The 21,149-nt window shown below is 73.8% G+C and carries 19 protein-coding genes; 6 read left to right on the top strand and 13 right to left on the bottom strand.

The features are described from left to right. Nucleotides 1-94: 94 nt before the first annotated feature. On the bottom strand, nucleotides 95-817 hold the full coding sequence (locus EEW87_RS02900; protein ID WP_123091622.1) for an ABC transporter permease: 723 nt from the start codon (nucleotides 815-817) through the stop codon (nucleotides 95-97). After that, on the bottom strand, nucleotides 814-1,740 hold the full coding sequence (locus tag EEW87_RS02895; protein ID WP_123091621.1) for an ABC transporter ATP-binding protein: 927 nt from the start codon (nucleotides 1,738-1,740) through the stop codon (nucleotides 814-816). Before EEW87_RS02895 ends, EEW87_RS02900 begins: the two co-directional genes overlap by 4 nt. Nucleotides 1,741-1,881: 141 nt before the next feature. Here EEW87_RS02895 and EEW87_RS02890 point away from each other — a divergent pair, with 141 nt between their 5' ends. Further along, nucleotides 1,882-3,111, top strand: coding sequence for a sensor histidine kinase (locus tag EEW87_RS02890; protein WP_148041561.1), 1,230 nt, complete (start codon nucleotides 1,882-1,884; stop codon nucleotides 3,109-3,111). Beyond that, nucleotides 3,108-3,779 carry a response regulator transcription factor gene (locus tag EEW87_RS02885; protein ID WP_123091956.1) on the top strand — a complete coding sequence of 224 codons (672 nt, stop codon included), beginning with the start codon at nucleotides 3,108-3,110 and terminating at the stop codon, nucleotides 3,777-3,779. The genes EEW87_RS02890 and EEW87_RS02885 overlap by 4 nt, the downstream gene beginning before the upstream one ends. 2 nt (nucleotides 3,780-3,781) lie before the next feature. Here the strand turns inward: EEW87_RS02885 and aroB are convergent, their stop codons facing one another. The 10 genes from aroB to EEW87_RS02835 form a co-directional block, all read right to left on the bottom strand. Further along, on the bottom strand, nucleotides 3,782-4,852 hold the full coding sequence (aroB, locus tag EEW87_RS02880; protein WP_123091619.1) for a 3-dehydroquinate synthase: 1,071 nt from the start codon (nucleotides 4,850-4,852) through the stop codon (nucleotides 3,782-3,784). Further along, nucleotides 4,849-5,388 (bottom strand): shikimate kinase, encoded by a 540-nt coding sequence (locus EEW87_RS02875; RefSeq protein WP_307785149.1) that lies wholly within the window; start codon nucleotides 5,386-5,388, stop codon nucleotides 4,849-4,851. The genes aroB and EEW87_RS02875 overlap by 4 nt, the downstream gene beginning before the upstream one ends. Then, nucleotides 5,385-6,626 carry a chorismate synthase gene (gene aroC, locus EEW87_RS02870; RefSeq protein WP_068276251.1) on the bottom strand — a complete coding sequence of 414 codons (1,242 nt, stop codon included), beginning with the start codon at nucleotides 6,624-6,626 and terminating at the stop codon, nucleotides 5,385-5,387. Before aroC ends, EEW87_RS02875 begins: the two co-directional genes overlap by 4 nt. A gap of 47 nt (nucleotides 6,627-6,673) precedes the next feature. Further along, nucleotides 6,674-7,540, bottom strand: coding sequence for a shikimate dehydrogenase (locus tag EEW87_RS02865; protein WP_240341636.1), 867 nt, complete (start codon nucleotides 7,538-7,540; stop codon nucleotides 6,674-6,676). 8 nt (nucleotides 7,541-7,548) lie between these two features. After that, nucleotides 7,549-8,697: an endolytic transglycosylase MltG gene (mltG, locus tag EEW87_RS02860; RefSeq protein ID WP_123091617.1), complete on the bottom strand. Its 1,149-nt coding sequence runs from the start codon at nucleotides 8,695-8,697 to the stop codon at nucleotides 7,549-7,551. Continuing rightward, nucleotides 8,694-9,224, bottom strand: coding sequence for a Holliday junction resolvase RuvX (gene ruvX, locus EEW87_RS02855; protein ID WP_123091616.1), 531 nt, complete (start codon nucleotides 9,222-9,224; stop codon nucleotides 8,694-8,696). Before ruvX ends, mltG begins: the two co-directional genes overlap by 4 nt. Further along, a complete protein-coding gene (gene alaS, locus EEW87_RS02850) occupies nucleotides 9,221-11,908 on the bottom strand; it encodes an alanine--tRNA ligase (RefSeq protein WP_123091615.1) in 2,688 nt (895 codons plus the stop codon). Before alaS ends, ruvX begins: the two co-directional genes overlap by 4 nt. A gap of 215 nt (nucleotides 11,909-12,123) precedes the next feature. Then, nucleotides 12,124-13,803: an HNH endonuclease gene (locus EEW87_RS02845; protein ID WP_123091614.1), complete on the bottom strand. Its 1,680-nt coding sequence runs from the start codon at nucleotides 13,801-13,803 to the stop codon at nucleotides 12,124-12,126. A gap of 355 nt (nucleotides 13,804-14,158) precedes the next feature. Beyond that, nucleotides 14,159-14,803 (bottom strand): LysE family translocator, encoded by a 645-nt coding sequence (locus EEW87_RS02840; RefSeq protein ID WP_123091613.1) that lies wholly within the window; start codon nucleotides 14,801-14,803, stop codon nucleotides 14,159-14,161. A gap of 28 nt (nucleotides 14,804-14,831) precedes the next feature. Next, entirely contained in the window at nucleotides 14,832-15,209 is a 378-nt protein-coding gene (locus tag EEW87_RS02835; RefSeq protein ID WP_123091612.1) for a VOC family protein, read from the bottom strand. 48 nt (nucleotides 15,210-15,257) lie between these two features. On the opposite strand from EEW87_RS02835, the gene EEW87_RS02830 reads away from it, so the two are divergent. Next, complete coding sequence (locus EEW87_RS02830; protein WP_123091611.1) at nucleotides 15,258-16,229, top strand: hypothetical protein; 972 nt, start codon at nucleotides 15,258-15,260, stop codon at nucleotides 16,227-16,229. On the opposite strand, the gene EEW87_RS02825 is transcribed toward EEW87_RS02830, so the two are convergent. Then, complete coding sequence (locus EEW87_RS02825) at nucleotides 16,148-17,551, bottom strand: replication-associated recombination protein A (RefSeq protein ID WP_068276273.1); 1,404 nt, start codon at nucleotides 17,549-17,551, stop codon at nucleotides 16,148-16,150. The two genes, EEW87_RS02830 and EEW87_RS02825, sit on opposite strands and share 82 nt — an antisense overlap. Before the next feature lie 89 nt (nucleotides 17,552-17,640). Here EEW87_RS02825 and EEW87_RS02820 point away from each other — a divergent pair, with 89 nt between their 5' ends. From EEW87_RS02820 to EEW87_RS02810, 3 genes are read left to right on the top strand one after another with little or no spacing between them, the layout of a single operon-like run. Continuing rightward, complete coding sequence (locus EEW87_RS02820) at nucleotides 17,641-18,090, top strand: NUDIX hydrolase (protein ID WP_123091610.1); 450 nt, start codon at nucleotides 17,641-17,643, stop codon at nucleotides 18,088-18,090. 58 nt (nucleotides 18,091-18,148) lie between these two features. Further along, on the top strand, nucleotides 18,149-20,371 hold the full coding sequence (locus EEW87_RS02815) for an MMPL family transporter (protein WP_123091609.1): 2,223 nt from the start codon (nucleotides 18,149-18,151) through the stop codon (nucleotides 20,369-20,371). Next, nucleotides 20,368-21,129 (top strand): GNAT family N-acetyltransferase, encoded by a 762-nt coding sequence (locus EEW87_RS02810; RefSeq protein ID WP_123091608.1) that lies wholly within the window; start codon nucleotides 20,368-20,370, stop codon nucleotides 21,127-21,129. The genes EEW87_RS02815 and EEW87_RS02810 overlap by 4 nt, the downstream gene beginning before the upstream one ends. The last annotated feature ends 20 nt before the right edge of the window (nucleotides 21,130-21,149 follow it).

The following is a 21,149-nucleotide window of genomic DNA, read 5'->3' as shown; positions in this document are numbered from 1 at the left end:
GACCCCGTCGGCAGACCCCGTCGGCAGACCCGTGCGCCCGCCGTCCCCCTGTGGACGACGGGCGCACGGGTGGTTCGATGCGCCGGGCCGGCTCCTACTTCACCTCGCGGGTGAGGACCCGCCACGTGCCGAGCGCCATCGGCAGACCCAGCCACAGCAGGCTCGAGGTGGCCAGACGCCCCCAGTCGTCACCGGCCATCTGCCCGGCGAGCAGCGGCTCGGTGACCCGGCTGAGGTCGAGCCAGCTCGCCGCGGTCTCGAAGCGCTCGTTGAGCGTCGAGACGATCGTCCACACGGTCGGCAGGACGAAGGAGGCGACGATCGCCAGGGGCGTGCTGAGGAAGACCATGCCGAAGGCGAGCCCCTGCAGCAGGTAGATCCCCATGGCGAGGACCACCCCGCCGGCCATCGCTCCCGGCAGGTCCCACGCCTGCGGGCTGGTCGAGAAGAGCGTCGCGACCGCGCAGGCGAGCGCGGCGGCGGCGAGGACGACGACGCCGAGGACGAGCGCGGCGAGCGACTTCGCGAGGACGACCCGGCCGCGCCGCGGCTCGAGGGTGAAGGTCACCAGACCCGTGCGCTGCGTCCACTCCTGGGTCGCGGACATGATGCCGAGGACGGGCAGGAGCAGGGCGAGCGGCAGGGCGGCGAAGGAGAGGTAGGTCTGCAGGCTCTGCTCCTGCGCATCGCCCCAGATCGCGACGGCGGCGACGGCCGCCCCGCCGACCGTGGCCATGACGACGAGCAGCCAGCGGCCCGCCCGGGTGTCCACCATCTTGCGCAGCTCGACGTAGGTGGTCGTGGCGAGGGCGCTCACGCCGCCACCTCCGCCCGGTCCTGGGCCGCCTGGTCGTGCCCGGAGCGGGCCTGCGCCGAGGTGAGCTCGAGGAAGATCTCCTCGAGCGCCCCTTCGCTCGCCGCGGCCAGAGACACGAGCGGCACCCCGGCCGCCAGGGCCACCCGTCCGACGACCTCGCTCTCGCCGGCCACCTGCAGCCCCCCTGCGGCTGCGGTGACCTCGAGACCCTGCTCGCGCAGGGCCGCGGCGAGAGCGTCGTCGTCGGCCGAGCGGACCCGGCTCCCGCGCCCGCTGAGCAGCTCCTCGACCGAGCCCTGGGCGACGACCCGGCCGTGGCCGATCATCACGAGCTCGTCGGCGATGACCTGCACCTCGTGCAGCAGGTGCGAGGAGAGCAGCACGGTCCCGCCGTCGTCGGCGAAGTCGCGCAGCAGCGTGCGCATCCAGTGGATGCCCTGCGGGTCCAGGCCGTTGGCCGGCTCGTCGAGGACGAGCACCTCGGGCTCGCCGACGAGGGCCGCGGCCAGCCCGAGACGCTGACGCATCCCGAGCGAGTAGTTGCGCACCCGGCGCGAGGACTCCTTCGGCGTGAGCCCGACGAGGTCGAGCACCTCGTCGACCCGCCCGCGGCGCGCGCCCATCTGGATCGCGGCGAGACGGATGACCTCACGACCGGTGCGGCCGGGGTGCTGCGCGGAGGCGTCGAGCATGACGCCGACGTGGCGCCCGGGCTGCTCGAGCAGCCGGTAGGGCCGGCCGTGGACGAGCGCCCGGCCCGAGGTCGGGGGCGTGAGCCCGACGAGCATGCGCATCGCCGTGGACTTGCCCGCGCCGTTCGGTCCGAGGAAGCCGACGACCCGGCCGGGCTCGACGGTGAAGGAGACGTCGTCGACGGCGGTGAAGGAGCCGTAGCGCTTCGTGAGGTGCTCGATCTGGATCATGGCTCCAGCCTCGCCCGGCACCCACCTGCAGCACATCGGCCGGACGGATGACGCTGTGTCATACCTGGGTATGGCCCGCACGCCCCTCCCCGAGCCCAGGGTCGCTGCCGGCACGGCTTCGGGCTGCCTACTGTGGTGGACGTGCTCAGACCCGCCCCCGTCCCGCAGCCCCGCATCTCGTGGTGGGGCCACACGTGGCGCCTGGCCGTCGTGGCGCTCACCTCGCTCGTCCTCTTCGCGATCCAGGTCAGCGAGCTCGGCCGCACCCTCCCCGACGGGACCTGGACGTGGGACCCCGCGAACGACGCCCGGCTCTGGGTCGACCTCGTCGTCGGCCTGCTCACCGCGCCGCTCGTCCTCTTCCGTCGGCGCTGGCCCGTCGCCGTCGCGCTCGTGCTCTCGCTCGTCTCCGTCTTCTCCACCGTGGCCGCGGGTCCGGCGATGCTCGCGCTCATGTCGCTGGCGACCCGGCGTCGGTGGCGCGAGGTCGTCGTCGTCCTCGCGCCCACGGGTCTGGCGACCTTCGTCTTCGAGGCCTTCTTCAGCAGCATCGAGCTCGGCATGCCGCTGCTCGTGTACGTGGCACTCAGCCTCGTCATCACCGCGCTCTTCGTCGCGATCGGCTTCTACATCGGCGCACGCCGCGAGCTCGTCGGCTCGCTGCTCGCCCGGGCCGAGGCCGCCGAGCGCGCCCAGCACGCCCGCGAGGAGCAGGCGCGCACGGGCGAGCGCAACCGGATCGCCCGCGAGATGCACGACGTGCTCGCCCATCGCATCTCCGTCGTGACGATGCACGCCGGCGCCCTCGCCTCGCGCACCGACCTCACCCCCGACCAGGTGAGGGACGCCGCGCGCGTCATCGAGGACGGCTCGCGCGCCGCGATGCGCGACCTGCGATCGGTGCTCGGGGTGCTCCGCGACGGCGACCCCGGCGTCGGGGCCGCCGAGAAGGAGCCGCCGCAGCCGACCCTCGCGGTACTCGACGCGCTCGTCGCCGACGCGCGCGAGCACGGCCCGGTCGACCTCGTGCTCCCCCTCGGCGGACGGGCGCACGACGACACCCTCGTCGCCCAGGTGCCCGAGGAGGTCTCCCGGGCCGCCTACCGCGTCGTCCAGGAGGGGCTGACGAACGTGCGCAAGCACGCCCCCGGCGCGCCGACCGTCGCGCGCGTCGACGTCACGCCCGGGGAGGATGTCCTCGTGAGCGTCGTCAACATCGCCCCGGCGAGCCCTCCCCCGCCCGGCACCCCTTCGGGGCTGGGCCTGCTCGGCATCCGCGAGCGGGCCGAGCTGCTCGGCGGCAGCGCCCGCGCGGGCGCCCGCCCCGGCGGCGGCTTCGCGCTCGAGGTCCGGCTGCCGTGGCCGGCATGAGCAGCGAGGTGGTCCGCGTCGTCGTCGTCGACGACGACCCGCTCGTGCGCGCCGGTCTCACCCTCATGGTCGGCGGCAGCCAGGGCGTCGAGGTGGTCGCCGAGGCCGCCGACGGGCTCGAGGCGCTCGAGGTCGTGCCCCGGCACGAGCCCGACGTCGTGCTCATGGACATCCGCATGCCGCGGATGGACGGCATCGCGGCGACGCAGGCCCTGCTCGCCCGACCCCGTCCGCCGCGGGTGCTCGTCCTCACGACCTTCGACGCCGACGAGCTCGTCCTGCGGGCGCTGCAGGTCGGGGCGGCCGGCTTCCTGCTCAAGGACACCCGCCCCGACGCGCTCGTCGCCGCGATCCACTCCGTCGCGCGGGGCGAGCCCACCCTCTCGCCCACGGTCACGGCCCAGCTCATCGCGGCGGTGACCGACGGCGAGGGCCAGGGCCCGGTGCGCGACCGGGCCCGCGAGCAGCTGGGCCGGCTCACCGAGCGCGAGCTCGACGTGGCCCGCGCGGTCGCGCGGGGACTGTCGAACACCGAGATCTCGCAGCAGCTCTACCTCTCCGTGCCCACCGTGAAGTCGCACGTCGGGCGGATCTTCACCAAGCTCGACGTCGAGAACCGCGTGCAGGTCGCGCTCGTCGTCCGCGACGCCGGCGACGACCGGGTCTGAGGTCAGCCGGAGATCGCGGCGTAGGCCTCGCGCAGCAGCTGCTCCGAGGGCCCCTCGAGACGCGTCGGGCTCGCGAGCGCGTCGAGCACGACGAAGCGCAGGGTCGCTCCCCGCGTCTTCTTGTCACGACGCATCGCCGCGTGCAGCTCGTCGAAGGTCGCCCCGTCGTACCCGGTCGGCAGGTCGAGCGAGGTGAGCACCTCGCGGTGGCGCGCGAGCACCACGGCGTCGAGCAGACCGCTGCGGTGCGCGAGCTCGGCGGCGAAGACCATGCCGACGGCCACGGCCTCGCCGTGGCGCATCCGGTAGTGCTCGTGGTGCTCGATCGCGTGGCCGAGGGTGTGCCCGTAGTTGAGGATCTCGCGCAGGTGCGACTCCCGCAGGTCCGCGGCGACGACCCGCGCCTTGACCGCGATCTTGCGCTCGACGACCTCGCGCAGCCGCGCCGAGCTCGGGTCGACGACGTCGACCGGGTCGGCCTCGACGAGCTCGAGGATGCGCGGGTCGGCGATGAAGCCGCCCTTGACCGCCTCCGCGAGACCGGCGCGCAGGTCGGCCGGCGGCAGGGTCCGCAGGGTGTCGAGGTCGCACAGGACCCCGACGGGCAGGTGGAAGGCACCGACGAGGTTCTTGCCCTCGGGGGTGTTGACCCCGGTCTTGCCGCCGACGGCGGCGTCGACCATGCCGAGGACGGTCGTCGGCACGTGGATCACCGGCACGCCGCGCAGCCACGTGGCGGCGACGAAGCCCGCGAGGTCGGTGACGCTGCCACCGCCCACGCCGACGACGACGTCGGTCCGGGTCATCTCGGCCTCGCCCATGAGCGACCACAGCCGGGCCGCCACCGAGATGTCCTTGGCCGCCTCGGCGTCCGGGACGGCGGCGGGCAGCACCTCGAGCCCGAGGGAGCGAAGGGAGGAGATCACCGGTCCGGCGAGCTCGGCGAGCGGCTCCGGGTGGACGACGAGGGCGCGCCGCGCCCCCTTCGGCACGAGGCCGGCGACCTGGTCGCTCACGCCGTGGCCGACGAGGACGTCGTAGTCCTGGCCGACGGGGATCGTCGTGACGCTCACGACGCGTCTCGCACGAGGGCCTCGACCTCGGCGACGACGCTGTCGACGTCGCGGCCGGCGGTGTCGACGACATCGGTCGCGAGCCGCTCGTACGTGGGTCGACGCGTCTCCATCATGGCGATCCAGGAGGCGCGGGGGTTGATGGCGAGGAGCGGACGCGACTGGTTGAGGCCGATGCGCCGCGCGGCGTCGGCGATGCCGACGTCGAGCATGACGACCCGCGCGCCGGCCGACGCGGCGGCGGAGACGGCCTCGTCGACCGCCGGGGTCATGACCGCCCCTCCCCCGAGGCAGACGACGGCGCCGGGCTCGGCGAGGGCCGCGGCGGCCGCAGCGGTCTCGAGACCGCGGAAGTACTCCTCGCCCTCCTCGACGAAGATGTCGGCGATCGGGCGGCCGGCGGCCGCCTCGACGTCGGAGTCGCTGTCGCGCAGCGGGGCGCCGACGCGCTCGGCGAGCAGCGCGGCGACGGTGGACTTGCCGACCCCGGGCGGGCCGACGAGGACGACGAGCGGGGCCGTGCTCACGGTGCTCACAGCGCGTCCTGCTCGTCCCACGAGCGCATGAGCTCGGGGATCGAGTCGAGGTAGGCGCGGTGGTTGCGCGAGGTCTCGGCGAGCGAGTCGCCGCCGAACTTCTCCAGGCAGGCCTGGGCGAGGACGAGGGCGACCATCGCCTGGGCGACGACGCCGGCGGCCGGCACGGCGCACACGTCGGAGCGCTGGTGGATCGCCGTCGCGGAGTCGCCGGAGGTGACGTCGACGGTCTGCAGCGCGCGGGGCACGGTGCTGATCGGCTTCATCGCGGCCCGCACGCGCAGCTCCTCGCCGGTGCTCATGCCCCCTTCGGTGCCACCGGCGCGGCCGGTGCGGCGACGGATGACGCCATCCTCGCCGCGCACGATCTCGTCGTGCGCCGCCGAGCCACGGCGACGCGCGGTCGTGAAGCCGTCGCCGACCTCGACGCCCTTGATCGCCTGGATGCCCATGAGGGCGGAGGCCAGGCGCGCGTCGAGACGGCGGTCCCAGTGGACGTGGCTGCCCAGGCCCGGCGGCAGTCCGTAGGCGAGGACCTCGACGACGCCGCCGAGGGTGTCGCCGTCCTTCTTGGCCGCCTCGATCTCGGCGACCATCGCGTCGGTGCCGGGGCGCGAGAGCGAGCGGACCGGGCTCGCGTCGAGCGCGGCCGTGTCGTCGGGGGTCGGCAGGTCGGCGTCCTGGGGCACGGATGCCTCGCCGATGGCGACGGTGTGCGCGACGAGACGGATGCCGTAGGCCTGCTCGAGGAAGCGCTCGGCGATCTCGCCGAGGGCGACGCGTGCGGCCGTCTCGCGGGCGGACGCGCGCTCGAGGATCGTGCGGGCGTCGTCGACGCCGTACTTCTGCATCCCCACGAGATCGGCGTGACCGGGCCGGGGCCGCGTCAGCGGCTTGTTGCGGGCGATCTCCTTCTCGGCACCGATGTCGTCGGAGGCGGCGAGGGCGTCGGCCGCGACCGGGTCGGCGCTCATCACCGTCTGCCACTTGGGCCACTCGGTGTTGCCGATCATCACGGCGACCGGGGAGCCGATGCTCGACCCGTGGCGCACGCCGCCGAGGAAGGTCACCTCGTCCTGCTCGAACTTCATCCGCGCGCCCCGGCCGTAGCCCAGGCGTCGACGGGCGAGCGCACCGGCGACGTCGGAGGTGGTCACCTCGACGCCAGCGGGCAGTCCTTCGAGGGTCGCGACGAGCGCCTGCCCGTGCGACTCACCAGCGGTCAACCAACGCAGCATGAGCCCAATCCTCGCACCCGGTGCGGGGTGCTCCGCGCACGTGTCCGTCAGGTGGGGGGCAGCGGGGGCAGCGCGGCCGACATCGCGGCGAGGACGTCGTCGTCGACCGACCGGCCGGTCATGAGCTCGACCTGGCGGGCGGCCTGGTGCAGGAGCATGCGGGTGCCGGGCACGACCGTGGCTCCTCCCCGCGCCGCCGCGCGGGCAAGGGGGGTCGGCCAGTCGGCGTAGACGACGTCGAGGAGGACGCCGTCGGCGATCTCGCTGACCCGGCCGCGGCGCACGTGGTCCGCGCCGGCCCCCGTGACGACCGACGCGGCCGCCTCGTTCGCCGGCCCCCCGGGAAGCGTGCTCACGACGACGTCGGCCGGTGGCCAGTCGTAGACCCAGGTGTCGAGGCCGCGGATCTCGACGAGCACGTCGAGGTCCATGCTGCGGACGAGACGGGCGGCCTTCATCTCGTCGCGGGCGGCGACCATGACCTGCTGCACGCCGAGCTCCTGCAGCGCCGCGAGGGCCGAGCGAGCGGTGGCCCCGGCGCCGAGCACCCGGGCTCTGCGCGCGCCGGCGGCTCCCCCTTCGCGCAGCGCGGCGACGACGCCGTGCACGTCGGTGTTGTCACCGGACCACCCGGACTGCGTGCGCAGGAGGGTGTTGATCGCGCCGGTGGCCCGGGCGAGCGGGCTCACCTCGGTCGCGACGTCGAAGGCCGCGACCTTGAGCGGCATCGTCAGGCTCAGCCCGGCCCACGACGGGTCGAGGCTCGCGACGAAGGGGGCGAGCCCCCCTTCGTCGACCTCGTGCCGCTCGTAGGCCCAGTCGTCGAGGCCGAGCGCGGCGTAGGCCGCGTGGTGCAGCGCCGGTGAGAGCGAGTGCGAGACCGGCGAGCCGAGGACCGCCGCGCGCCGCGTCACCGGCTGCGTCACTCGCAGCTGCCCGTGTTGCGGCAGAACTCCTGGACGTTGCGCTCGTGCTGCGCGGTCGTCGTGGCGAACTTCGTCTCGCCCGTGTCGGGGTCGACGGTGACGAAGAAGATCCACTTCCCCGGCTCCGGGTCGGCGGCGGCCTCGATGGCCGCGGCGCCCGGGTTGTTGATCGGGCCGGGGGGCAGGCCCTTGTTCTTGTACGTGTTGTACGGGCTGTCGGACTCGCGCTCCTTGTCCGACGTCGTGATCGTGCCGCGCTTCTTCAGCAGGTAGTGGATCGTGCTGTCCATCTGGAGCATCCCGACGGTCGGCCCGGTGGGGTCGGCCAGACGGTTCTCGACGACGCGGGCGACCTTGCCGCGGTCCGCGGCACCGGACTCGCCCTCGACGATCGAGGCGACGGTGAGCGTGCGCTCCCAGCGGGCGCGCGGCACATCGGCCTTCTGCAGCTCCTCCTGGGTCTTGGCGATCATCGTGTCGAGCTGCTGGACGGGGGTGGAGTCCTTGGGGAACTCGTAGGTCGAGGGGAAGAGCCAGCCCTCGATCGAGCCGCCGGCCTCCGTGGGGAGCTTCAGCTGCTCCGACGTCGCCGCGGCCTCGTAGCGGGCGACGGGGATCTTCGTCGCCTTCGACAGCCGCTCGTAGATCTCGATCGCCCACAGACCCTCGGGGATCGTCACGCCCTGGGCGACGCGGTTGGCGTTGTCGGCGAGCCAGGTGAAGGCGTCGGAGGCCTTCATCTCCTTCTTCAGCTCGTAGGTGCCGGGCTGGATCTTCGCGGCCTTGTCGGGCTCGGCCGCGGCGGCCTGGACGAAGGCGCCGGAGGACTTGACGACCCCGGCCTCCTCGAGCACCGAGCCGATGTCGGAGCCGGTGGCACCCTCCTCGACGGTGATCTCGACCTGCCCGGCGCCGGGGCCCGCGAAGTCCTCGACGGCGTCGGAGCCGAAGGAGGGGACGATGCCGCGCAGCGAGCCGAAGGCGAGGTAGCCGCCACCGGCGATGACGGCGACCGCCAGGAGCAGCGCGACGGCGGTCCGTCCGCGCCGCTTCGGCCGGCGGGCGCGGGAGGCGTCGCGACGGCTGCGGTGGGAGTGGTGGTGCCGGTCGTCGTCGAAGATGTCGTCCTCGAGATGGGCGTTCATGCTCGTCGTTCCTTACGTCGCGGCTTGCGAGCAGGGGGTCCGGCGAAGAGCTCCCCGAGGGGCTCGCCCAGGCTGCGCTCGCGATCGATCGCGGCCTGGAGGATGAGGACGGCAGCCGCCTGGTCGACGACCCGGCGGTGCGCGCGCCCCGGCAATCCGCTGGCGTGCAAACCACGGTGAGCATCCACCGTCGTCAGGCGCTCGTCCACCAGGCGGACCGGCGTGTCCGGGATGCCGCCCGGCCCGGAGAGGGCCTGGTGCAGCTGTGCGCACCAGGCCCGGACGTGCTCGGCGGCCGGTCCCTCGCTCCCGTCGAGGGAGCGGGGCAGGCCGACGACGACCTCGATCGCCTCGCGCTCGCGGACGATCTCGACGAGCTCGCGCACGTCGGACCCGCTCTCCATGTCGCGGGCCAGGGTGGCGACCGGGGTGGCGAGCACGCCGTCCCGGTCGCACGCGGCGACACCGACCCGAGCGGCGCCGACGTCGACGCCGACCCGGGTCCCCGGTCGCCAGGCGGCGCTCAGGAGAGCGCCCCGATCTCGCGCTCGACGGCGGCGAGCGCGTCCCCGACCTTCGCCGGGTCCGCGCCACCGCCCTGGGCGATGTCGTCCTTGCCGCCACCGCCGCCGCCGAGGGTCTGGGCGGCGACGCGCACGAGCGCGCCGGCCTTGATCCCCCGACCCCGGGCCGACTCGTTCGTCGCGACGACGACGACGGGCTTCGCGCCGCCGTCACCGGTGAGGGCGACGACGACCGGACGCTCCTCGCCGAGCTTGCCGCGCGTGTCGAGCACCATGCGGCGCACGTCGTCGGCGCCGCCCCCGGCGACATGGGCCGCGACGACCGTGACGCCGGAGATGTCCTTCGCGTCGTCGGTGAGCGAGCCCGCGGCCGCGGTCACCTGGTCACGACGCATGCGCTCGAGCTCGCGCTCGGTCTCGCGCAGCCGTGCGACGAGCTCGGCGACCCGCTCGGGCAGCTGCGGCCCGGGGGCCTTGACGATCTCGGAGAGCTCGGCGACGAGCGCGCGCTCGGTCGCGAGGTAGGACAGCGCGTTCATGCCGACGAAGGCCTCGACGCGGCGCACCCCGGAGCCCACGGAGGACTCACCGGTGAGGGTGATCGGCCCGATCTGGGCGGACCGGCGCACGTGCGTGCCACCGCACAGCTCGCGCGACCACGGGCCGCCGATCTCGACGACGCGGACCTTCTCGCCGTAGGTCTCGCCGAAGAGTGCGAGCGCGCCCTGCTCGCGGGCCTCGGGGAGGGTCATGTAGGCCGCAGAGACGGGCAGGTCGTCGCGCACCGCGAGGTTGGCGACGTGCTCGATCTCGGCGCGGGCGTCGGCCGAGAGCGCCTGGCCCCACGCGAAGTCGAGCCGCAGGTAGCCGGGCTTGTTGTACGAGCCGGACTGCAGGGCCGTGGGGCCGAGCACCTGGCGCAGCGCCGCGTGGACGACGTGGGTGCCCGAGTGCGCCTGGCAGGCGTCGACGCGCCACTGCGGGTCGACCTCGGCGAGCACCTGGCCACCGACGCGCAGCGGACCGGTGACGACCTCGACGGTGTGCGCGACGAGGCCCTTGACCGGGCGCTGGACGTCCTTGACGACGAGGTGGCTGCCGTCGCCGCCGATGACTCCTGCGTCGGCGACCTGGCCGCCGGACTCGGCGTAGAAGGGGGTGCGGTCGAGGACGACCTGGCCGGACTCGCCCGGCAGCAGCTCCTCGACGCTCTCGCCGTCGCGCACCAGGCCGACGACACGGGCCTCGGAGCTCAGCTCCTCGTAGGCACGCCAGTCGGTCTCGCCGGCGGCGCGCAGCTGCTTCCACACCTCGGTGTTCGCGTGACCGCCCTTCTTGGCGCGGGCGTCGGCCTTCGCGCGCTGGCGCTGCTCGTCCATGAGGGCGACGAAGCCCTCGCGGTCGACGGACAGCCCCTGCTCGGCCGCCATCTCGAGGGTGAGGTCGATGGGGAAGCCGTAGGTGTCGTGCAGCCGGAAGGCCTCGCCGCCGGACAGGGTGTCGCCGCCGCCCCCCTTCGTGCTCTCGACCGCCGTGTCGAGGATCTGGGTGCCCTGCGCGAGGGTGCGCCGGAAGGCCTCCTCCTCGGCGTAGGCGATCTGGGCGATCCGGTCGAAGCCGGTGCGCAGCTCGGGGTAGGACGCGCTCATCCGCTCCATCGAGAGGGGCAGCAGGTGCGGCAGCGCCGGCTCGTCGTAGCCGAGCAGGCGCATCGAGCGGACCGCGCGGCGCAGCATGCGGCGCAGGACGTATCCGCGGCCCTCGTTGCCCGGGGTGACGCCGTCACCGATGAGCATGAGCGAGGAGCGGACGTGGTCGGCGACGACGCGCAGGCGCACGTCGTCGGGGTGCGACTCGCCGGCCGTCTTCGCGCCGGTCGCGCCGTAGGTCTTGCCGGTCATCTCGGCCGCCTTGGCCAGGACCGGCCGCACCTCGTCGATGTCGTAGAGGTTGTCGACGCCCTGGAGGATGCTCGCGATGCGCTCCAGACCCATCCCGGTGTCGACGTTCTGCGCCGGGAGCGGGCCCGCGACGTCGAAGTCGTCCTTCGCGCGGACCGCGGACAGCTCGTACTGCATGAAGACGAGGTTCCAGATCTCCATGTAGCGGTCCTCGTCGACCTCCGGACCGCCCTCCTGGCCGTACTCCGGCCCGCGGTCGTAGAAGATCTCCGAGCACGGCCCGCCCGGACCGGGCACGCCCATGTGCCAGTAGTTGTCCTTCTTGCCCCGGCGCACGACGCGCTCGGCGGGGATCGACGTGTGCTCGAGCCACAGCGCCGCCGCCTCGTCGTCGTCCTGGTACACGGTCGCCCACAGGCGCTCGGGGTCCAGGCCGTAGCCGCCGTCCTCGAGGCTCGAGGTGAGCAGCTCCCACGCGAAGGTGATGGCGTCGCGCTTGAAGTAGTCGCCGAAGGAGAAGTTGCCGTTCATCTGGAAGAACGTGCCGTGACGCGAGGTCTTGCCGACCTCCTCGATGTCACCGGTGCGCACGCACTTCTGCACGCTCGTGGCGCGCTGCCAGGCGGGCGTCTCCTGCCCGAGGAAGTAGGGCTTGAAGGGCACCATGCCGGCGTTGACGAAGAGGAGGTTCGGGTCCTCGTGGATGAGCGGGGCGGACGGCACGACCGTGTGCCCCTTGCTCTCGAAGAAGGCGAGCCAACGGCGCCGGATCTCGGCAGTTTCCATCTCGGGTTTCAGTCCTTGTCTGGTGCAGGCGGTGAGGGGTTCGGTGAGGGTGCGAGCAGGGGCGAAGGGGGGTCAGCGGACCGATCCGGGTCCGGCGACCCCCGTCATAGCTCGCGCGGCGCTCGCCGCACCGGGGTGCACAGTCATCCACGACAGGGTACTCGGCGTGCTCGGCCGGGCGGTTGCCCATTCGGGGACCACCGGCCCGACCAGGGTCAGCCGGTGTCCTGCCACCAGGTGTCGGTCCACTCGTCGTCCCACTCGTCCTGCCAGACGTGGGGCTCCGCTCCCTGCTCATCCCCCTCACGCGCCCGGGACTCCTCGTCCCTCCACCGAGCCTCGTCCCTCCACCGAGCCTCGCCACGCCGGAGGTCGTCGTCCTGCCGGTCGCCACGCCACTGCGCCAGCTCCGTGACCGGGGGCACCGGGCTGCGGTAGCGATGTCCTGTCGGGGTCGTCGTCACGACGACGGCCTCGGTGCCCGACGCGGACACCACCGCGGCCCAGTCCGGGAGCGCCTTGACGAGGTTGTGGCGGGCGCACAGACCCTGGCCGTTGGCGGCAGAGGTCGACCCGCCGAGCGCGACACCGACGACGTGGTCGGCGTGGCGGACCGGTGCGTCGCAGAAGGGGAAGCGGCAGACGCCGTCACGCACCCGGAGCAGGCGCTGCACCGCTGCGGGGAAGAGCCGTCGGCGGCTGTCGACGTCGCAGACCCGACCCATGTCGTCCGTGAAGACCCGCCGCAACCAGACCCTGGCTGCAGGACGCCCGCCCCAGACCTCGCCAGGGTCAGCTGCGTCTGCGTCTGCGTCTGGCTCCGCGTCGATCTCTGCGCGGGGGCTAGCGTCGGTACCTGCATCTCTCACCGCGCGGGTGCCTGCGTCTCCCCCCGCGTGGGTACCTGCTCCCCCCGCCTGGGTACCTGCTCCCCCCGCGCGGGTACCTGCTCTCCCCGCGCGGGTACCTGCGTGAGTGCGTGGGGGCACGTCGTCGCCGAGCACGAGGACCCGGGCCACCTCCGCCGGGAGCAGGCCGCGCCCCGGCAGATCGGCGGGGGCGTCGGAGAGACCGAGCAGGGTGCCCGGGGTCATGACGAGCTGCACCTCGACGGGGACGGCGTCGGCCGTGCCCTGCCCGGTCACCCGCTCGACGAGGAGGTCGGCCATGAGCTGGCCGATGCCACGGGCGTCGCCCGCTGCCTTGCGGGCCTCTGCGTCGCGCCGCAGCACCGCCCAGGCGGCGACCCCCTGCTCCATTGGGACGAGCCCGGTGAGCGAGGCCATGGCGTCCGGCTGCGGCCGAAGGGAGACCCGCCGCTCGGCGACCGCGCTAGCGCGTCGGCGGACCACTGCCGCCGCGTCGAGCGCCTGCGCCCTGGCACGAGTGGCCCGCTCGACCTGCCGCGGGGTCATCTCGGGCAGACGACCGGCGAGCTCGGCGTCGACCTGACGTCGGTCGTCGGGCTCGAGCACGGCCGTCTCGCGGGCCATGACGGTCGCCGTCCACTCGCTCGTGGTGCCGGTGGCGAGGTGGTCGAGGGTGCGCGGCAGCTCCTCGACGAGGGCCCGTGCGAGGCCGAGATGACGCGAGCCCCGGCTCGGGTGCTCGCGCCGGGCCAGGGCGATCTCGTCGGCCAGACCCCGGCCGCGCTGGTCGGCCGGCACCCCCGCGTCGGTCTCACGAGCGACCCGTGTCTGCCACAGGGTCGCGGTGACCCGCGCCTGGGCAGCCGCCGCCGCGGACTTCAGGCGCTCGAGAGCGGCGACCTGCTCGATCGCCTCGTCCTCGGGGACAGGCTCGCCGAGGACGCGCAGCGCCTCGCACCACGACGCCACCACGGTCGCGTCGAGCGGTGGCCGCGTCGCCACCGGCACCCTCTCCACCAGGTCCATGTCACGACGCTACGGGTGACCACCGACAACGCTGCGCCGCCGATCCGATGCTGCTCCGACATGGTGTCCGGAGCCTGCTCCGGACACGGGTACGGGTACGGGTACGGGTACGGGTGGAGGTGATCGTCGCAAGCGGTCCGTCGCTCAGCCGGCACCAGATGAACGGTGGTCCTCGGGAGACGACCCCGCCGTCGGTGCCAGCTCGGGACGCTCGCCGGAGACGGACCGCCCGCTCCACCGGTGCCGACCCACGACGGTTGCCGCAGACGGACCACCCGCGCTCCCGCAGCCTCGGACCCTGACGGCGGCGGTCGCCGGAGACGCCCCCGAGCCGCCGCTGCCACCCGACGCCGGGTCAGCGGTGGTCGCCGGAGCCGGCGACGGACAGACCCACCCCGATGATGCAGGCACCGCCGGCTCGACCCACGGTCGTCATCCGCCGCGGTGACCGCGCCAGCCACGTGCGGGCACGACCCGCCGCGAGCGCCCACGTCGTGTCCGTGACGAGCCCGATGAGCATCGGGACGACGCCCAGGACGAGCATCTGCACCGCGGTGCCTCCCGCGGCGGGGTCGACGAACTGCGGCACGACCGCGGTGAAGAGGACGAAGGTCTTGGGGTTGGTCACCCCGACGACGACGCCGGTGCGCACGGCGCCCCAGGTGCTGCGGTCACGGGGGCGGATCGCGCGCCGGTCGTCCTCCGTCAGCGGCCCGGCGTGGCGGATCGCCTGCACGCCGATGTAGAGCAGGTAGGCGATGCCCACCCACTTGATCGCCTGGAAGAGCAGCTCGGAGCGCTCCAGCAGGGGCCCCAGACCGACAGCGACGGCGATGCCGGCCAGGTAGCAGCCGGCCGTGTTGCCCACGACGCTCGCCAGGGCGTTGCCACGGCCATGGCTGAGCGCGCGACCGACGACGAACATCACGGACGGCCCCGGGACGGCGATGAGGACGACGCTCGCCAGCGCGATGCCGACGACCTGCTCGATGGTCACCATCAGCGCACTCTAGGGCCGCACCACCTCGTCAGTCCCCGTCCGTGGCGGTGTGGCAGACCGCCTCGACGTTGTTGCCGTCGGGGTCGCGCACGAAGGCGCCGTAGTAGTGATCGTGGTACTCGGGCCACATCCGCGGGGCATGAAGGCTCTCGGCGCCGTGCCGCAGGGCCGCGTCGTGGAAGGCGCGCACCGTCGCGGCGTCGGGCGCCGAGAAGGCGACGTGCGCCTCACGGCCCGGCCCGTCGCCCCCGGCCCGAGCGACCCAGAAGGCGGGCTGGTGCGTCCCGTACCCGATGGCGACGCCGTGGTCCATGAGCCGGCGGTGACCGAGGACCGCGAGGACCTCGTCGTAGAAGGCAGCCGCGGCCGGGAGGTCCGCGCAGGTGATCCCGAGGTGGTCGATCATCTGCCGACCGTAGGGCGAAGGGGTGACAGCCCGGGCAGGATCGGGTCCATGAGCGACGAGACGGGCACTGACGACACCACCGACCTCGCGCGACGGTGCGCCGAGGCCGCGCAGGACCTCGTGACCAGCCCGCCGACGGACGGCTGCGTCGTCGACGAGGTCCGTGCCGAGGGCGAGCAGGTGGCGATCGTCTTCCGCTGGCACGACGCGCCCCACCCCTTCGTCATCCGGCTGGCCGCTGATGACGGGGTCTACGGGGTGTGGACCCCTGAGACGAGCGTCGAGGAGCCCGGGTGGCCAGAGGCGTGGGCCCTCGATACGCGCTACTGGCTCATGGAAGAGCTCGACACGGGCTACGTCGCCCGCGCCCGCCGACGTCCGGACGGCGACCGGGTCGAGCTGCTGCCGCCCGAGCCGCACGTCGACCTCGCCCCTCGGCCGACGACCGACCTCGACATCTCGCCCGTCCCTCAGTACTCCCCCGCGGTCCCGCCCGAGGTCCTCCAGCGGTGGGCCCAGATGGTCGAGTCCGGGGTAGAGGGGCCGGTGACGATCGCATGGATGGGCGATGCGACCGCAGAGCCAGGTGACGGCCTCACCGACGGAGCCCACCTCGCCGAGGCCGGTCTCGACGCGGCGGCCGCCCGCCGGCTTCGGCAGGAGGGTGAGCTGGGTGCGTGGCTGCAGGCCGCGCCCGACGACGAGCACGCCGGGTGGGCGGGGCACGTCGTCCTCGGCACGGTGCGCGACGGCGTCGTGCCCGTGCTCCTGCTCGAGACGAGCCCGACGCGCCGCAGGGCACGCGTGACGCCCTGCTCGCCGGTGCCGTGGTGCAGGCGGAGATGCTCGGGGGCCGCACCCTCGTCGTCGACGACGAGGACGGCCACCGCGAGATCAGCACCTCACGTCTCGACGGCTGAGCCGGGCGCCTGGGGGCCCTACCGCCCCCGCAGCCGTCCGCGCAGCCAGCTCCACCGCTCCTGCAGCCGGGCCTCGAAGCCCCGGTCGGTCGGCCGGTAGTACGAGCGGTCGGCGAGCTCGGCGTGCAGCTCGTCGGGCAGGTACTGCTGCGTGGCGACGCCGTCGGTCTCGTCGTGCGAGTAGACGTAGCCGGCCACCTTCTGGCCGCCGCTCGCCCCCTTCGCCCGGTCCGACGCCTGGGTGTACCCGCTCCCCCGCAGGTGCGGCGGGACCGCGCCGACCTTGCCGGCGCGCACGTCGGCGATCGCCTCGTTGATGCCGGTGTAGGCGGCGTTGGACTTCGGCGCGAGGGCGTTGTGCACGACCGCCTGGGCGAGGATGATGCGCGCCTCGGGCATGCCGATCTGGGCGACGGCGTGCATCGCGGCGACGGCGGTCTGCAGCGCCGTCGGGTCGCCGAGACCGACGTCCTCGCTCGCGGAGATGACGACCCGCCGCGCGATGAACCGGGGGTCCTCGCCGGCCTCGAGCTGGCGTGCGAGGTAGTGCAGCGCGGCGTCGACGTCGGATCCGCGCATCGACTTGATGAAGGCAGAGGCGACGTCGTAGTGCTGGTCGCCGGTGCGGTCGTAGCGCACCGCCGCTCGCGCAACGGCCTGCTCGACGTGGGCGAGCGTGATCGGCAGAGCGGTGGAGGTGTCGAGGCGCACCCCGGCGTCGTCGAGGGCCACCCCGGCCGCGGCCTCGAGGCTCGTCAGGGCGCGGCGTGCGTCGCCCCCGGCGACGGCGACGAGGTGGTCGCGGGCGTCGTCCTGGAGGACGTACTCGCCCTCGAGCCCGCGCTCGTCGGCCACCGCGGAGTCGAGCACCTCGGCGACCTCCTCGCGGGTGAGCGACTCCAGGGTGACGAGGATCGAGCGCGAGAGCAACGGCGCGATGACGGAGAAGGACGGGTTCTCCGTCGTCGCCGCGACGAGGATGACGTCGCGGTTCTCGACGCCGGGCAGCAGTGCGTCCTGCTGCGCCTTGGTGAATCGGTGGATCTCGTCGAGGAAGAGGACCGTCGCCCGCCCGTAGAGGGAGCGCGACACCGCCGCGTCCTCCATGACCTTGCGGACGTCCTTGACGCCCGCGGTCACCGCGGACAGCTCGACGAAGTCGCGGTCGGCGGCGGTCGCGACGAGGTGGGCGAGGGTCGTCTTGCCCGTCCCCGGAGGCCCCCAGAGGATCGCGGAGATGGGGCCGGCCGACCCGGACGCGCCCTCGATGAGACGGCGAAGGGGGGACCCGGGACGCAGCACCTCGGCCTGGCCGCGGACCTCGTCGATGGAGCGCGGCCGCATGCGCACGGCGAGCGGGGCGCGCAGGTCGCTGCGGCCACCGGTGTCGTCCGCGGCGGCGGCGAAGAGGTCGTCTGGCACGTCCCGCAGGCTATCCGCCGGCACCGACCACCCTGGCGGGCCGCCCCCTTCGCCCTGGCGTCGTCGGACCTCGGGCGTAGCGTCGCCGCATGCCCCGCACGAGCGCCGGACTCCTCCCCTACCGTCACGACGGCGAGCGCACGCTCGTCTTCGTCGCCCGGATGGGCGGACCGCTGTGGACCCGTCGAGAGCGTGCCTGGAGCGTCGTCAAGGGCGAGCACGACGCCGACGAGGATCCGCTGGCCGCCGCCGAGCGCGAGTTCCGCGAGGAGGTGGGCGTCGACGCACCGCCCGGTCCCCGCACCGACCTCGGCGAGGTCCGGCAGTCCGGCGGCAAGCGGGTGCACGTCTGGGCGGTCGAGGCGGGCGCTGAGCTCGCCTTCGTCGCGAGCGAGACCTTCGAGATGGAGTGGCCGCCCCGCTCCGGTCGACGTCAGTCCTTCCCCGAGGTCGACACGGCGCAGTGGCTCGACCTCGACGCCGCCCGCGAGTGCCTCGTCGCGGCACAGACCGACTTCCTCGACCGGCTCCCGCGCTGAGCCACCCCTCCGAGCCACCCGCGCCGGGCGACCCCCGCCCACCTGGCACGATGTCCCGGTGACGCGCACCCCCACCCGCCGCTCGGCGCTCTACCGGTGGGGCGTCCTCACCGGCCGCCGCCCCTGGGCGGTCGTGACGACCTGGCTGGTCCTCGTCGTCCTCTCCTTCGCCACCGCGCTCGGCGCGGTGACGGGCGAGGGGCTCTTCGACCGGCTGCACTCCGGCGACATCGTCGCCCCGGGCGAGGCCGACCGGGCCAGTGCCCTCCTCGACAGCGCGGGCGGCGGCGGCTTCACGACCGACACCCTCCTCGTCGAGGGCGTCGCCGATCTCGCCGACCGCGACGTGGCCCGCGGCAACGCCGACGCGGTCCAGGCCATCGCCGACGTCGACGGCGTCGCCTCCGTCGTCAACCCCTTCGTCTTCGAGGAGGGTCCGCGCGACCCGGCGGCCGCCCCCTTCGTCACCGGCCCGGCCGACGACCCCGACGGCTTCGCCACGGTCGTCACCTACGACGACGCGCTCGGCGACGCCGAGCTCGAGGCGGCCCGCGCGAAGGTGAGCACCCAGCTCGACGAGGTCGTCAGCGCGTCGCAGGCCACCGAGAGCCAGCGCGGCAGCGTCCAGGCCCTCGTGGACGCGATCATCGGCCAGGTCGGCTCGGACATGAAGACCGGCGAGGGCCTGGCCCTGCCTGTCTCCTTCGCGATCATGGTCGTCGTCTTCGGCGGCTTCCTCGCCGCCGGGCTGCCGATCCTCGGCGCGGTCGCCTCGATCGGCGGCGCGCTCGCCACCCTCTTCGGCTTCGCCCACGTCATCGACCTCGACGCGACTGTCGTCAACATCGTCACCGTCCTCGGCCTCGGTCTGTGCATCGACTACGGGCTGCTCGTCGTCTCGCGCTTCCGCGAGGAGGCGCGCGGGGTCCTCGACGGCGCCCCCGCCGACACCCTCACGCCCGCCGACGTCGCCCACATCACCGGGCTCACCCTCGACCGTGCCGGACGGACCGTGATCTTCTCCGCGGTCACCGTGGCGATCTCTCTCACCGGGCTGCTCTTCTTCCCCGTCGTCTTCATGCGCGCGTCGGGCGCCGCCGGCGTCTCCATCGTCGTCCTCGCGCTGCTCGTCGGGGTCAGCCTCATCCCGGCGCTGTGCGCGCTCTCCGCGCGCCGTCTGCTGCGCCGCGGCACCGAGCAGGCCCCCGACGCGGGCGTCTTCTCCCGTCTGGCGAGCGGGGTGCAGCGGGCGCCGTGGGCGGTCATCGCCGTCGTCCTCGCCCTCCTCGTCACCCTCGCCCTGCCGGCCCTGCGCCTGCACCTCACCTCCTCGGGCCCGGAGATGCTGCCGAAGGGGGCGCCCGAGCGGACCTTCTTCGAGACCTTCCGCGAGGACTACCCCGACCTCGCCGGCGCCGACGTCACCTACGTGACGACAGCCCCCGAGTCGGAGGTCACCCGGTGGGCGAAGGGGGCGGCGAGCGAGCTGCCCGGTCTCGTCACCGACCCGGTCGTCGAGACCGTCGGCGAGCAGGGCTCCGGCACCCAGGTGCGCGTCGTCGAGCTGCGCACCGGCGACGGTGGGCTGGGCGACGCGAGCCGCGACCTCGTCGACGCCCTGCACGAGCAGCGACCCCCCTTCGCCGGGCACATCGGCGGCCAGGCCTCGGGGCTGCACGACTTCACCGACGTCATCGCCGAGCGGGCGCCCTACGCGGTCCTCACCGTGGTGCTCGCGACCTTCTTGCTCCTCTTCCTCATGACCGGCTCGCTCGTCGTGCCGCTCAAGGCGCTCGTCATGAACGTCGTCTCCCTCGGCGCCTCGCTCGGCGCGCTCGTGTGGGTCTTCCAGGACGGCCATCTCGAAGGGGTCCTCGGCTTCACCTCGACCGGCGGGGTGGAGGCCTCGATCCCGATCCTCGCCCTCGCCTTCGGCTTCGGGCTGTCGATGGACTACGAGGTCTTCCTGCTCTCGCGCGTCGTCGAGCTGCACGAGCAGGGTCACCCGACGGACGAGGCGGTGCGACTGGGCCTGCAGCGCTCCGGGCGCATCATCACGAGCGCGGCGCTGCTCATGGTCGTCGTCTTCTCCGGCTTCGTCCTCGCGCAGGTGCTCGCCGTCAAGCAGACCGGCGTCGCCCTCGTGCTGGCCATCGTCATCGACGCCACGCTCGTGCGCATGCTTCTCGTGCCCGCGACGATGTCGGTCCTCGGCGAGTGGAACTGGTGGGCGCCGCGGTGGATGAAGGGCCTGCACGAGCGCGTCGGGATCACCGAGTGAGCCGGGTGCAGGACATCGGCTCGAAGTCCGAGCTGCTCGCGCTCACCGACGACCTGCCCTACGTGCGCTGGGACACCGACCCGCGCGTGGAGGCGAAGGGGGTGCGTGCGCCGGCCGGGTGGGCGGCAGCCTTCGTGCGGCCGACCCACGCCCACGGCACGGCGATGAACCTCGTGGCGAGCTGCGACGAGCTCGCCGTCGAGGTCATGACCGACCCGGCGACGAGCCGGTGGCTCGACCGCACGGGCTGCACCGGTGTGACGATCCAGACCGAGCGGGCCGCGGCGGTCGTCGCCGCGCTCGGGGGCGACCTCCGCGACTTCGTGCAGTGGGAGTGGATGGTCACCACCGAGGTGCCCCCGGCGCCGAGGGCGCGGGTCGTCGACCTGCCCGAGGAGGACGCCGCGGAGATCACCGACTTCATCCTGCGCGAGAACCCACGCACCGACGGCCGACCCTTCGCCTGGCCCGGGCAGCGATGGCTCGGGGTGCGCGACGCCGCCGGCGAGCTGCTCGCCGCGGGGTGCCGCGCGCACACCGGAGCCGGCCACCCGCTCCTCACCGGCATCGTCGTGCGGGCCGACGCGCGCGGGCAAGGCCTGGGTCGCGAGCTCACCGGGGCGCTCACCCGCCTCGGGCTCTCGGAGGCGCCCGTGTGCACCCTCGAGCTCTACAGCGACAACGCGGTGGCGCGCCATCTCTACACCGATCTGGGCTACGGGCAGACCGCGGCCTGGACCTCGGGCGCGAGGCCCTGACCTGGGCAGACGCGACCCTG

Source organism: Janibacter melonis, from assembly GCF_003721155.3.
In the GTDB taxonomy this organism is placed as follows: Bacteria; Actinomycetota; Actinomycetes; order Actinomycetales; family Dermatophilaceae; genus Marihabitans; species Marihabitans melonis.
Note: the sequence above shows the minus strand (reverse complement) of the source record. Positions and strands in the feature narration are given on the sequence as shown.

What these genes read in the sequence shown, in the direction of transcription:
- EEW87_RS02845 (WP_123091614.1), bottom strand. Translation starts at nt 13,803, where the DNA reads ATGGACCTGGTGGAGAGGGTGCCGGTGGCGACGCGGCCACCGCTCGAC.
- EEW87_RS02835 (WP_123091612.1), bottom strand. Translation starts at nt 15,209, where the DNA reads ATGATCGACCACCTCGGGATCACCTGCGCGGACCTCCCGGCCGCGGCT.
- EEW87_RS02820 (WP_123091610.1), top strand. Translation starts at nt 17,641, where the DNA reads ATGCCCCGCACGAGCGCCGGACTCCTCCCCTACCGTCACGACGGCGAG.
- EEW87_RS02840 (WP_123091613.1), bottom strand. Translation starts at nt 14,803, where the DNA reads ATGGTGACCATCGAGCAGGTCGTCGGCATCGCGCTGGCGAGCGTCGTC.
- EEW87_RS02885 (WP_123091956.1), top strand. Translation starts at nt 3,108, where the DNA reads ATGAGCAGCGAGGTGGTCCGCGTCGTCGTCGTCGACGACGACCCGCTC.
- EEW87_RS02895 (WP_123091621.1), bottom strand. Translation starts at nt 1,740, where the DNA reads ATGATCCAGATCGAGCACCTCACGAAGCGCTACGGCTCCTTCACCGCC.
- EEW87_RS02830 (WP_123091611.1), top strand. Translation starts at nt 15,258, where the DNA reads ATGAGCGACGAGACGGGCACTGACGACACCACCGACCTCGCGCGACGG.
- alaS (WP_123091615.1), bottom strand. Translation starts at nt 11,908, where the DNA reads ATGGAAACTGCCGAGATCCGGCGCCGTTGGCTCGCCTTCTTCGAGAGC.
- mltG (WP_123091617.1), bottom strand. Translation starts at nt 8,697, where the DNA reads ATGAACGCCCATCTCGAGGACGACATCTTCGACGACGACCGGCACCAC.
- aroC (WP_068276251.1), bottom strand. Translation starts at nt 6,626, where the DNA reads ATGCTGCGTTGGTTGACCGCTGGTGAGTCGCACGGGCAGGCGCTCGTC.